We start from the raw sequence: 13,182 nt of genomic DNA on the forward strand, positions 1-13,182 counted from the left end.
GTCGATTCCGGCCGGAACTGCCCGCTAAGCGGCAGTCTCGGCCAATTGTGACAGCCGCAGCGCATATGCTCTAATCGATCAGCCCCGACCAGACGCAATGCGGGACACTCCTTCGCCCAACACATACAACGAGAACAGCCATGACGCCCATCGAGGTCGACCTGCTCATCGAAGCGCGCTGGGTCATCCCGGTCGAGCCCGACGACACCACGCTGGACCGCCACACCGTCGCCATCCGCGACGGCAGGATTGTTGAAATACTGCCAACCAACGAGGCCCGAGCAAAATTCTTGGCGCGAGAATACGTTCAGCTACCCGAGCACATCCTGATCCCGGGCCTCGTCAATCTGCACTGTCACGCCGCCATGACGCTGATGCGCGGCCTGGCCGACGACCTTCCGCTGATGCGCTGGTTGCAGGAAGCCATCTGGCCCGCCGAAGCACGTCACGTCTCCCCCGCCTTCGTAAGAGATGGCAGCCTGCTGGCTGGGGCGGAGATGCTGCGTGGCGGCATCACCACCTGCAACGACATGTACTTCTTTCCCGAGGCGGCCGCCGAAGCATTTGACCGTCTTGGCATGCGTGCCGTGCTGGGCATCACCGTCCTGGAGTTCCCGTCACAATACGCAGCAGACGCAGATGATTATCTGCACAAGGGGCTCGCCGCCCACGACCAGTGGCGAAACCATCCCCGCATACACTTTACCTTGGCCCCCCACGCCCCTTACACCGTATCCAACCGCACATTCGAACGGGTGGGCGCACTGGCGGACGAACTCGACCTTCCGATTCACATTCATGTCCACGAAACCGCCGCGGAGATCTCCGACAGCCTGCGCGACCACGGGCGACGTCCCCTCGCCCGCCTTGACGACCTCGGGCTGCTGGGCCCCAACCTGATTGGCGTGCACGCCGTTCACCTCGACAACGAAGACGTCGAACGCTTGATCCTGCACAACTGCTCCGTCGCCCACTGCCCGACGTCCAACATGAAACTGGCCAGCGGTGCGGCTCCAATCTCCGCCCTGCTGAATAGACACATCACGGTCGGATTGGGTAGCGATGGCGCCGCCAGCAACAACCGGCTCGATCTTTTCCGAGAAATGCATCAGGCCAGCCTGCTCGCCAAGCTGAGCAGCGGCGACGCCACCACCCTCCCCGCCCACCAGGCCCTGCGCATGGCAACGCTATGTGGAGCCCAAGCACTTGGGCTGGAGTCGACCATTGGCTCCCTTCTTCCCGGCAAAGCCGCCGACTTATGCGCCCTGAGGGTAGACGACGTGGACGACCTTCCCTGCTTCGACCCCATCTCGCACCTGATCTACGTACTCGGGCGGCGCGCCGTATCGGATGTATGGGTTGCTGGCGAACGGCGTGTGACCAGCGGAAAACTGTTGCAAATAACCAACACAGAGCTATTGAGCGCCGTCCGGCTATGGCAAAATAAGTTCCGCCAATGAATTGGATATGCTGCCTGAGTGCCCTGTGGCAACTCGATTGCAGCGAGCAAGTAACTTCCGGTTCTACCCCTTTGCCTTGCGACGAGGAAAACGATGATCAAACAAGCCAAAAAACAACTGCTGATTGCCGCCGCAATGGCCGCTCTCGGCCTGTCCGCCTCCGCCAGCTTCGCCAAAGATGTCGTCGTGGATACGAAAGGCGAAGTCCCCTACGTGATCGACGCCCGTTCCGTTGTTGCCCGTAGCGGCGCCGACCTCTGCTGGCGCACTGGCTACTGGACCCCTGCTGCCGCCTCCACCACCCTGGCCGGCGAATTCCCGGTGGGCTGCGAGTGCGACAAGGATGTCGTACCCCAGGACAAGTGCGTGAAGACCGCTGCTGCCCCCGCTGCTGGTGCCAAGAGCGCTCCGGCTCCGGTTGCCGCCCCGGCCCCCGTTGCTGAAAAGATCAAGCTGGCTGCCGACGCCCTCTTCGAATTCGACAAGGCTGTCCTGCTGCCCGCCGGCAAGACCAAGCTCGACGATCTGGCCGCCAAGTCCAAGGAAGTCAAGCTGGAAGTCATCTTGGCTGTTGGCCACACCGACCGTATCGGTGGCGACGCCTACAACCAGAAGCTCTCCGAAAAGCGCGCTGCCGCTGTGAAGAGCTACCTGGTCAGCAAGGGCGTCGAAGCCAACCGCGTGTACACCGAAGGCAAGGGCAAGAAGCAGCCGGTTACCGGCAACGCCTGCCATAACCTCGGCAAGGAATCCGGCAAGAACAAGAAGCTGGTCGACTGCCTGCAGCCGGACCGTCGCGTGGAAATCGAAGTCATCGGCACCAAGTAATCGCCGATCGCTGGTTCCGCGCCAGTTCGCAAAAAGCCCTGCACTGCAGGGCTTTTTGTTTTTGAGCCCAGGTCGGCCTCTCGCATACAATCCCAACCTGATTACCGACCACTGCTGATGTCCGACTCCATGAACGCCGATCCCGCCGAACTGCAGAAATTCAGTGACCTCGCCCACCGCTGGTGGGACCCGGAGTCCGAATTCAAGCCCCTCCACCAGATCAACCCCCTGCGCCTCGACTGGATCGACGCGGCCGCCGGCCTGGCAGGCAAGCGCGTCGTCGACATCGGCTGCGGCGGCGGTATCCTTGCCGAATCCATGGCGGCCCGCGGCGCCCAGGTCACCGGAGTGGATCTCTCGGAAAAAGCCCTCGGCGTCGCCCGCCTGCACCTCTACGAGAGCGGCCAGACCGTCGATTACCGGCTCATTTCCGCCGAAGAAATGGCCCGCGAAAATCCAGAAGGCTTCGACGTCGTAACCTGCATGGAAATGCTCGAGCACGTTCCAGACCCGGCCAGCACCATCCGGGCCTGCGCCACCCTGGTCAAGCCCGGCGGACATGTGTTCTTCTCCACCCTCAACCGCAACCTCAAGTCCTACCTGATGGCGGTTGTCGGTGCGGAGTACATCCTCAAACTGCTGCCCAAGGGCACCCACGAGTACGCCAAGTTCATCAAACCTTCCGAACTCGCCCGCTACGTGCGCGAAGCCGGGCTGGACTTGGAAGATCTGACCGGGATGCATTACAGCCCATTGAGTCAGGTCTATTCCCTCGGTCCCAACACTGACGTCAACTACCTGATGCAGACCTCCAAGCGTGGCTGAAGCCGTCTTTTTCGACCTGGACGGCACCCTCGCCGACACGGCGCCGGACCTCATCGGCACGCTGCATCGCCTCCAGGCCGAACACGGGCTTCCCGGAACGGCCTTCGAGCAGTTGCGACCGATGGTCTCCAACGGCGTGCGCGGCCTGCTTGGCGTCGGCTTCGGCCTGACGCCCGACATGGCCGACTACCCGCCGATGGCCAAACGCTTTCTCGACCTGTACGCCGACGCCCTCTGCGTCGAAACCCAGCTCTTCGCGGGCATGGCCGAACTCCTCGATGCGCTGGACGCCAGCGGCATCCCCTGGGGCGTCGTCACAAACAAGGCCGAGCGCTTCGCCCGCCCCATCATCGAAACCCTCGGCCTCGCCGAACGCAGCCGCTGCATCGTCGGTGGAGACACTGCCGCCCGCGCCAAGCCCCACCCCGATCCGCTACTGCACGCCTGCCAGCTCTCCGGCACCAACCCACTCGCCTGTCTTTATGTCGGCGACGACATCCGCGACATCACCGCAGGCCGCGCCGCCGGCATGAAGACCGTAGCGGCCGCCTACGGCTATCTCGGCAACGGCACCGCAATCCAGGCCTGGGAGGCGGATGTGATCATCCAGCACCCACTGGAAATTCTCGAACTGCTCGGAACGACTTGAGTTTGTGATAGGATGCGGAACTTCCCGGTTCAGGCCGGGACCAATGCATGTAACGAACATGGGGCCGACCTGGCTTCGACGTGGGTTGCAAAGCAGATCAGTGCATACCGAGGACCAGTCACCTCGTAAATCAACTGGAAAACTACAAACGCCAACGACGAGCGTTTCGCTCTGGCCGCTTAAGGCCTAAGCCGCTGTACTGATTCGTTCCTGGATCAGATGGGGTCAAACCCAGTGCAGCGTCATTTACAGGAACTAGCAACGGATCGGGTTACTTGGTCCCGCGCGAAACTCTAGGTGACTCGCCTGTAGTCGGCCCGCCGATTGGCTAAACTCCGGGTTAAATTCAAATTAGTCGGCTAAGTATGTAGAACTGACTGTAGAGGGCTTGCGGACGGGGGTTCGATTCCCCCCGGCTCCACCAAGAAATTGCTTTAAAAACAAAGGCTTACATATCCAATCAGCGGATTTGTAGGCCTTTTTTTTGGGCTGTTTGGGGCCGGTTGGTCTACTCGTCAGGCAGTTGGATTGCGAGTTCACCTCCCGGTTGAACTGCTTCCCCCTCAAGGTGAACTTTTGAAGCTCCGAGGTGCGTGGGTTCAAGTTTGAGCTGACCGGGTTCAGCGTGGACTTGAACCGGTTTAACTCTGGTTTGAACCCGTTCAAGTCGCGGCATCGATGGTTTAAGTCCGAGCGGAGTGAGTTCAAGTCCGGGGGGCGAGCGCTCGGATCGGAGGCCCGCAAGTTCAAGTCCCGGTTACGGATGTTCAAGCCGGAAGGACATTGGCCACTCAGAAGACATCGCAGCCAGGACTGCCGCGCCATCTCATTTTCATGGCCGCGCAGGGTCGGCAAGCGCAGTAGAATCTGTCGCCCCCTGCCCAGACCGCGAACAGCATGACGCTCCTCTGCGACGCCCTTACCCTCGACAATTTGCAGCTGTACGCCGGCGACAAGACCTTCATGCGCGGGCGGGACTACTTCAACCGTGGCGCCGTACAGACGCTGGAGTCCGACGAGAGCACCGTCTCTGCCGACGTTCTCGGGACCCAACGCTACGAAGTCGTGCTCTTGGCCGGGGTGGATGGAGAACTGGAATTCGAGTGCGACTGCCCGGTCGGCGAGGACGGCATCTTCTGCAAACATGCAGTCGCGGTCGGCCTGGCCTGGATGGCCGCGCAAGACCGCGCAGAGCCAGGGGAATCCTCCCCGCAATCGAAGCCCCGCCGCTCGAAGCACATCCGGCTCCACGATTACGTGGGTGGACTGTCTCCCGACGAACTGCGGCAGTGGCTCCTGCAAGCCGCGGAACAGGACCATGACCTGCGGGATCGGCTGCTCTTTGCCGCCGCGGCCGAGGCCGCCCACGATCTGCCCGGCCTGCGATCCGCAATCCACCAGGCCACCCGGATCAGCGGCTTCCTCGACTACGACGAGACGGAAGCCTACGCCAACCGCCTTCACGATCTGGCAGGGCTGCTGGAAAACCGGATCGCCGACGGCGATGCAAGACTGGTGGAACTCATCGAGGAAGCCATCGGCCAGATCCAGAACGGGCTGGGGGACATGGACGATGGCGAAGGACGGGTCTATGGCAGCCTTGAACGCTTCCAGCAGGTCCATCTGCGGGCCTGCGAGCGGCTCCGGCCCGATGCTGCGGCCCTGGCCGAGCGTCTCGTGCGTTACCAGATGGAAAGCCAATGGGAGACCTTCTCGACCATTCTGCCGGACTACGAGCATGCGCTGGGTGAGGTGGGCCTGGCGCGCTACCGTACGCAGATCCTGATGCGGTGGGCGCAACTGCCCGCGCTCCCCCCGCAGAACAATCGTTCGCCCCATTTCGACCCGAAACGCGACCGCCTCGAGAGCACCATGGAAGAATTGACGCGGGCCGCAGGCAACGTCAACGAGATGGTCCAGGTGCTGCGCCACAACCTCTCCAGCAGCCACCGCTTCCATCGCCTGGCGACCTATCTGGCTGAACATGGCCGCTTCGACGACGCACTGGCCTGGGCAGAGGAAGGGCTGGCGGCCTTCCCGGGCTGGCACGACGGGGATCTGGTCGCGTTCTGCATCCACGAATACCGGCGACGCGGCGCCTTCGACCAGGTCGAAGCGCTCGCCTGGAACCGCTTCCAGCAGCGTTCAGACCAGGCGTCCTACGCAATCCTGTTGCAGGAAGCCGACACCATCGGACGCCGCGATAGCCTGCGTGCGCGAGCGCTTCAATACCTATGGGAACAGGTTGCCAAAGAAGAGGCGCACACCGGAAAACAAAGCCCAGCCTGGCTGCGGTCCACCCGCAGCGAACTGGTGGCAATCCATATGGCCGAACGGGATGCGGAGGCCGTATGGCGCACCTTCCAGGGCGGAGCAGTCGCCATCAAGCTGTGGGACAAGGTCGCAGCGCTGCGGGCCGGCAGCCATCCCGAGGACGCCATCGCCCTCTACGGCCGCCTGCTGCCCCATGCCGTGGAGGACGGCAGCCGCGGAGCGAAGTATGAGGACGCCTTCGCGGTGGTGGCGGCCATCCGCAAGCTGCGCCTTGCCGCCGGCCAACACGACGTGTTCGACACAGAACTCGAACGCATTCGCCAGCAATACAAGGCCAAACGGAATTTCATGAAACTGCTTGCCGAGTTCAAGTAGGCCATCGAGCTGCCGACAGACTGAACAGCAATGGACCACGCCACCCTCAGCACCCTTCGCGACCGTCATCCCGCGTGGCGTCTGCTCGCTTCGCCCCATGCAGCGCTGGTGGCGAGCTTCCTGCACCGGGTGTTCGTCACACCCAATATGCGTGTGATGAGCGAGGCGGATCTTGCCGAAGCGCTGGAGGACGAACTCTTCGCGCTGCGCGAGCAACTCGGCCCGGATGCTTACCCCAGGAATGCACGGGAATACCTGAACGACTGGATCGCCCCCGACAAGGGCTGGCTGCGCAAGTTCTACAAGCCGGACACGGATGAGGCCCAGTTCGATCTGACGCCTGCCACCGAGAAGGCCATCGCGTGGCTCGTGTCACTGACGGAAAGACCCTTCGTCGGCACCGAGTCGCGACTGCTGACGCTGTTCTCGCTCCTGGAACAGATCAGCGCCGGAACAGAAGCCGACCCTGCCAGGCGGATCGAAGACCTACGCCAGAAACGCGACGACATAGATGCTGAAATCGCCCGCATACTGGCAGGTGATGTGCCGCTTCTGGACGACACGGCCGTCAAGGACCGCTTCCAGCAGTTCCAGCAACTGGCCCGCGAGCTCCTGGCCGACTTCCGTGAAGTGGAGCACAACTTCCGCCGACTCGACCGCAAGGTGCGCGAGAAGATCGCCCTGTGGGAAGGCGCCAAGGGCGCGCTGCTCGATGAGATCATGGGCGAGCGTGATGCCATTGGCGACTCGGACCAGGGCCGCAGCTTCCGCGCCTTCTGGGATTTCCTCATGTCCAGCCGCCGGCAGGAGGAACTCTCCGCACGGCTCGACCAGGTTCTGGCCTTGCCGGCAGTGGCCGCGCTCCAGCCCGAACCACGCACCCGTCGCGTCCATTACGACTGGCTGGAAGCCGGCGAACACACGCAGCGCACCGTCGCTCAACTATCACAGCAACTGCGCCGCTTCCTGGACGACCGCACCTTCCTCGAAAACCGCCGCATCCTCGACCTCCTGCACGGCATCGAGAGCAAGGCCCTGGCACTCCGTGAATCCCCACCCACCGAAAGCCCGATGACCATCGATGCCATGGGCGCGGACATCGAGCTGCCGCTGGAGCGGCCGCTGTTCGCCCCCAAGGCCAAGCCACGCCTCGCCGGGCTCACGCTCGACACGGGAGAGGACGACATCGACACCGCACGCCTGTTCGGGCAGATCATTGTGGACAAGGCGCGTCTGCGTGCGGCGATACAGCGCGCACTACGCCACGCGCGGCAGATCACCCTGCACGACCTGTTGGAGGCCGAACCCTTGCAGCACGGCCTGGCCGAACTGGTGGCCTATCTGGAACTGGCCCACGCCGAGGCCGGTAGCGACGCCTTGGGCAGCCTGCATGCGGTCGTGGACGAAACCGTGGAAGAACCGATCCGCTGGCGGGCCAACGATGCACAAGGCGAGCCCGTCACGCGTGAAGCATGCCTGCCCCGAGTGATCTTCACGCGCTGAACATCGCAGTAACAGGAAGACGATGGACGACACCGTACTCGACACCCCCCTCGATGAATACCCGCCCAGCGCCCCGCTGGCGGTACCCGAACTGTCCCTGCTGATGGTTCAACTGCTCAAGGGCGTACTCTACCGTGACGACGACGAGCAGCAGTGGGCAAGCCTGCTGCGCCTGCAGGCCCGGGTGAGGGAGCACGCGGCAATCCTGCTGCTCGACCTGCTGATGGACGAGGCGGAAGGCTACGCCTTCCTCAAGAGTCGCCCGGACCCGGACGAATCCGAAGCAGCCCCCCGCCTGCCACGGCTCGTCGCCCGCCGGCCGCTGTCCTACCCGGTCAGCCTGATGCTCGCACTGCTGCGCAAGCGCATGGCGGAGTTCGATGCCGGTGGCGGCGACACCCGCCTGATCCTCACCCGCGACGAGATCGCCGAACTGATACGGGTATTCCTGCCCGACGGCACGAACGAAACCCGTCTCATCGATCACGTCGACGCCACGATTTCGAAAGTTGTCGAGCTGGGTTTCCTGCGCCGCCTCAAACCCTCTGCGGGCAGCAGCCCCCCAACCGGACCCGAGCGCGGGCACTACGAGCTACGGCGCATCCTCAAAGCCTTCATCGATGCCCAGTGGCTGGCGGAGTTCGACACGCGACTGGAGGGCTACCGCCAGGCATTGTCCGGTGGAGACGCCGGCCCGGAGGCCAAAGATGCTTGAAGCACCGACTCTCGGCCTGGATTTTGTGGCCGACGACAGCCGCGTGGGCTTCCGCCTGCAAAAACTGGAGGTGCTCAACTGGGGCACTTTCGACAAACGGGTCTGGCGCTACGAGCTCGACGGCCGCAACGGACTGCTCACCGGCGACATCGGGTCCGGCAAGTCCACGCTGGTGGACGCTATCACGACCCTGCTGGTCCCGGCCCATCGCGTCGCCTACAACAAGGCCGCCGGCGCGGATGCGCGCGAGCGGACCTTGCGTTCATACGTGCTCGGCCACTACAAGAGCGAACGCAACGAAGTGACCGGCAGTGCACGGGCTGTGGCGCTGCGCGACGCATCGAGCTACTCGGTGATTCTCGGCGTGTTCCGCAACGAGGGCTACGACCAGGCGGTCACCCTGGCGCAGGTATTCTGGCTGAAGGACCCCCAGGGCCAGCCGGCACGGCTGTTCGTCGCAGCGGAACGTGCCATGACGATAACCGAAGACTTTGCCGGTTTCGGCAGCGACATTGCGTCCCTGCGCAAGAAGCTGCGCAACGCGGGCAGCGAGCTGTTCGACAGTTTTCCGCCCTACTCCGCCTGGTTCCGCCGACGCTTCGGCATCGAGCACGAACAAGCACTGGAGCTGTTCCACCAGACGGTGTCGATGAAATCGGTCGGCAACCTCACCGATTTCGTGCGCAGCCACATGCTGGAACCTTTCGATGTGGTCAGCCGCATCGATGCGCTGATCCGTCATTTCGACGACCTGGACCGGGCCCACCAGGCCGTCCTCAGAGCCAAACGGCAGGTCGAGCTGCTCACACCGCTGATCGCCGACGGCCAACGTCACGCCACTCTGGCGGCGGAGATTCAGGGCTTTCGCGAAGGGCGTGATGCACTGCGGCCATACTTCGCCGGGCTCAAAGGCCAATTGCTGGACCGCCGCCTCGCGCTGCTGGAGGAGGATGCCGCGCGGCTCGACGCCCAGATCGAACACCTGGGCGCTCAGCGCGACAGTGAGCGCGCCTCGGTAAGCAACCTGGAACATGCCTTGCGCGACAACGGCGGCGACCGCCTGGAGCAGCTTGCCAGCGAGATCCGACGCAAGGAAACAGAGCAAGCGGGACGCCAGCAGAAAGCTGGACGCCACACCGCCTTGCTGGCTCTTGTCGAAGAGGTGCCGCCCGCCGACGAAGCCGCCTTTCTGACTCAACGGCATTCCATCGGCGCCCGTGCCGAATCCCTGCGCGAGCGTATCGCCGACCTCATCAACCGCGAGCGTGAGGAAGACTTCGCCTTCCGCAAAGGCCGGGAAGAACACGCAGCACTGAGCGATGAAATCGATAGTCTGAAGCGCCGCAAGAGCAATATCGAGGCCGCTCAGATCCGCATCCGCGAAGCGCTCTGCGCAGCACTCACCATCCCCGAGGACGACCTCCCCTTCGCCGGCGAACTCATTCAGGTGCGCGAAGACGAACGCGACTGGCAAGGCGCGGCCGAACGCCTGCTACGTGGCTTTGGCCTTGCACTGTTGGTACCCGAAACACACTACAAGGACGTCGCCGAATGGGTGGACCGCCAGCATCTCGGCGCACGCCTGGTCTACTTCCATGTCCGAGCGAAGAAAAGCACGCAAACAGCCAGCCTGCATCCGCAGTCGCTCGTGCGCAAGCTCGCCATCAAGCCGGACTCGCCGCATTACGAATGGCTGGAGCAGGAGCTTCGCAACCGCTTCGACGTAGTCTGTTGCAACAGCGCCGAACAATTCCGTCGCGAGCCCCGCGCCATTACACGCAGCGGCCAGATCAAGGACCCGAGCGGGCGTCACGAGAAGGATGACCGCAGCCGCATCGACGACCGCAGCCGCTACGTACTCGGCTGGAGCAATGCAGACAAGCTGCGCGCCTTACGGGACCAGCGCGATCGTCTGGAGGCACTGCTGGTCACGGTGGGCCAGCGCATCGCCGAAATCCAGCAGTCACGCAAGCAATTGGAGGGCCGGCTGGAAGCGCTGGCAAGACTGGAGGAGTTCACACGCTATGCGGACATCGACTGGCAGAGCCTGGCACGCGAGATCGCTTTGCTCACCGGGGAGCTCAGACGCCTGGAGTCCGCATCCGATACCCTGCAGGAACTCGGCCGGCAATTGCAGACCGCACGCGACCGGCTGGCCGAGACCGAAACCAGGCTGAGCGACGTGCTGGGCAAGCGCGGCGAAAACAGGAGCAAGCGCGAAGCGGCCCAGGATCTGCGGGAACAGGCCAGGACCGTGTGCGAAGCGGCACCGCTCGTCGATGCCCAGCTCGCGCGCCTGAACAACTGGCGCACCGAGGCTCTGGGCGAGCACCAGCTCTCGGTCGAGTCCTGCGACAACCGCGAGCAGGAGCTGCGCAAGTGGCTGCAGGATCGTATCGATGCGGAGGACAAACGCCTCTCCCGCCTGACGGAACGCATCGTCAATGCCATGCGCGGCTTCAAGGAAGAATTCAAGGCCGAGACCGTCGACATGGACGCGAGCCTGGCGGCGACGGCCGAATACGCCCGCCTGCTCGACGGCCTGCAGCGTGACGACCTGCCCCGCTTCGAGGCTCGCTTCAAGGAGCTGCTCAACGAGAACACCATCCGCGAGATCGCCAACTTCAACGGCCAGCTCGCCCGTGAGCGGGAGACGATCGCCGAGCGCGTCGGCCGCATCAACCAGTCCCTGCAGGGCATCGATTACAACCCCGGACGCTTCATCAAGCTGGTGGCCCAGCCCAGCCCGGATGCGGAGATCCGCGACCTCCAGCAAGACCTTCGCGCCTGCACCGAGGACACATTGACAGGCTCAGCGGATGAACAGTACTCCGAAGCCAAATTCCTGCAGGTCAAGGCCATCATCGACCGCTTCCGGGGCCGCGAAGGCCTGTCGGAGGCGGACCGGCGGTGGACGGCGAAAGTCACCGATGTGCGCAACTGGTTCCTGTTCTCGGCCAGCGAGCGTTGGCGAATCGATGGCGCCGAGCACGAGCACTACTCCGACTCCGGCGGCAAGTCGGGTGGCCAGAAGGAAAAACTGGCCTACACGGTGCTCGCCGCCAGCCTGGCCTACCAGTTCGGCCTGGAATGGGGGGCGGTGCGCTCCCGCTCGTTCCGTTTCGTGGTCATCGACGAAGCCTTCGGGCGCGGATCGGACGAATCGGCGCAGTACGGACTGCGCCTGTTCCAGCAGCTCAACCTGCAGTTGCTGATCGTGACGCCGCTGCAGAAGATCCACATCATCGAGCCCTTCGTGGCCAGCGTGGGCTTTGTACACAATGAGGGTGGGCAAGATTCACGACTGCGCTGCCTGAGCATCGAGGAATACCGGGCGCAGAAAGCCGGCATGGTTCAGGTCGCACGATGAACTGGACCACCTCCACGGACCTGCGCGCCCAGGTCCAGCGCTTGTGGGATCGTGGCGAGCTGTTGCGCGCATCGGTATCCGGCGCCATCGAATGGCCGCGGCGCCTGAGCCTGAAAACCCCCGTGGCATCCGACCTGACGGAGCGCTTCGAAGCCGTACGCGAGTGGGCGCGCGCAGTGGCCGACACGCCCCACGTACGCATCGAATGGCGCGAATGGACGCACCGCGTGCAAGGCAGACAGCGGCTACCGACCGCCGTGTGGGTCAACTCATCGCCGGATGCACTGGCCTTCATCGGTCAGGCCCGCGCAGCACAGCATTACCTGGCACTCTGGCAGCAAACCGCCGTCGCGCAGCCGACGCTGCTCCCATGGCTGATCAAGCGCCCGCTGCAGGTGCTGGAACTGGCTGACGACTGGGAGCGCCTGCTTACCGTCGTCGCATGGCTGCAAGCCCACCCTCGCCCGGGTGTGTATCTGCGCCAGGTGGACGCCCCCGGGGTGGACAGCAAGTTCATCGAAGCCCACCGGGGGATACTGACCGAATGGCTGGATCTGGCGCTGCCGCCGGAGGCCATCGATGCCACGGCAAGCGGCGTGGCACAATTCGCCCGCCGTTACGGCTTTCTGGACAAGCCTCTGCGCCTGCGCTTCCGGCTGCTCGACCCCGCCCTGCCGAGCCTGCCCGGTTGCAATGGCTTGCCCGACATCACGCTGGACGCGGCGAGCTTCGCCCGCCTCGCCCTCCCCGTCGCGCGGGTATTCATCACCGAGAACGAGACCAACTTTCTGGCCTTCCCACCCGCGGCGAAGGCGATCGTCGTCTTCGGTGCCGGTTATGGCTGGGACGCGCTAGCTCCCGCCACCTGGCTGCAGGACTGCAACGTGTACTACTGGGGTGACGTCGACACCCACGGCTTCGCCATCCTCGATCAGTTGCGCCAATACCTTCCCCATGCGGCCTCGTTCCTGATGAACCGCGAGACCCTGCTGGCCCACCGCCCGCACTGGGGCAAGGAACCCGCCCCCACGCAGCGCGAGCTTCCACGCCTCACGGCTGAGGAGGCCACACTCTACGACGCGCTCCGCTTCGATCATCTCCAACCCGGACTGCGCCTGGAACAGGAGCACGTCAGCTACCGGTGGCTCAGCGACAAACTCACGCACATAACCTCAACGTAGCG

9 protein-coding genes and 1 other RNA gene are annotated in these 13,182 nt (G+C 63.7%); all 10 read left to right on the forward strand.

Annotated elements, in window-relative coordinates; genetic code table 11:
- Nucleotides 1–140 precede the first annotated feature (140 nt).
- The 10 genes from AC1PQG_RS15835 (at nucleotide 141) to AC1PQG_RS15880 (ending at nucleotide 13,180) form a co-directional block, all read left to right on the forward strand.
- Nucleotides 141–1,460 (forward strand): TRZ/ATZ family hydrolase, encoded by a 1,320-nt coding sequence (locus AC1PQG_RS15835; RefSeq protein WP_481118776.1) that lies wholly within the window; start codon nucleotides 141–143, stop codon nucleotides 1,458–1,460.
- 93 nt (nucleotides 1,461–1,553) lie between these two features.
- Complete coding sequence (locus AC1PQG_RS15840; RefSeq protein ID WP_481118777.1) at nucleotides 1,554–2,288, forward strand: OmpA family protein; 735 nt, start codon at nucleotides 1,554–1,556, stop codon at nucleotides 2,286–2,288.
- A 117-nt stretch (nucleotides 2,289–2,405) separates the two neighbouring features.
- The gene (ubiG, locus tag AC1PQG_RS15845; protein WP_481118778.1) at nucleotides 2,406–3,113 is read left to right on the forward strand and encodes a bifunctional 2-polyprenyl-6-hydroxyphenol methylase/3-demethylubiquinol 3-O-methyltransferase UbiG; all 708 of its coding nucleotides are present in this window, start codon (nucleotides 2,406–2,408) and stop codon (nucleotides 3,111–3,113) included.
- Nucleotides 3,106–3,762: an HAD-IA family hydrolase gene (locus AC1PQG_RS15850; RefSeq protein WP_481118779.1), complete on the forward strand. Its 657-nt coding sequence runs from the start codon at nucleotides 3,106–3,108 to the stop codon at nucleotides 3,760–3,762. The genes ubiG and AC1PQG_RS15850 overlap by 8 nt, the downstream gene beginning before the upstream one ends.
- Nucleotides 3,763–3,822: 60 nt before the next feature.
- Nucleotides 3,823–4,186, forward strand: a transfer-messenger RNA (tmRNA) gene (gene ssrA / locus AC1PQG_RS15855).
- A gap of 473 nt (nucleotides 4,187–4,659) precedes the next feature.
- Entirely contained in the window at nucleotides 4,660–6,411 is a 1,752-nt protein-coding gene (locus AC1PQG_RS15860) for an SWIM zinc finger family protein (RefSeq protein ID WP_481118780.1), read from the forward strand.
- 30 nt (nucleotides 6,412–6,441) lie between these two features.
- Nucleotides 6,442–7,914 carry a DUF3375 domain-containing protein gene (locus AC1PQG_RS15865; protein WP_481118781.1) on the forward strand — a complete coding sequence of 491 codons (1,473 nt, stop codon included), beginning with the start codon at nucleotides 6,442–6,444 and terminating at the stop codon, nucleotides 7,912–7,914.
- 22 nt (nucleotides 7,915–7,936) lie between these two features.
- Nucleotides 7,937–8,629 (forward strand): DUF4194 domain-containing protein, encoded by a 693-nt coding sequence (locus tag AC1PQG_RS15870; protein WP_481118782.1) that lies wholly within the window; start codon nucleotides 7,937–7,939, stop codon nucleotides 8,627–8,629.
- On the forward strand, nucleotides 8,622–11,999 hold the full coding sequence (locus AC1PQG_RS15875) for an ATP-binding protein (RefSeq protein WP_481118783.1): 3,378 nt from the start codon (nucleotides 8,622–8,624) through the stop codon (nucleotides 11,997–11,999). Before AC1PQG_RS15870 ends, AC1PQG_RS15875 begins: the two co-directional genes overlap by 8 nt.
- Nucleotides 11,996–13,180 (forward strand): DUF3322 domain-containing protein, encoded by a 1,185-nt coding sequence (locus AC1PQG_RS15880; RefSeq protein ID WP_481118784.1) that lies wholly within the window; start codon nucleotides 11,996–11,998, stop codon nucleotides 13,178–13,180. Before AC1PQG_RS15875 ends, AC1PQG_RS15880 begins: the two co-directional genes overlap by 4 nt.
- The last annotated feature ends 2 nt before the right edge of the window (nucleotides 13,181–13,182 follow it).

This window comes from Zoogloea sp. GDB6 (assembly GCF_056724105.1).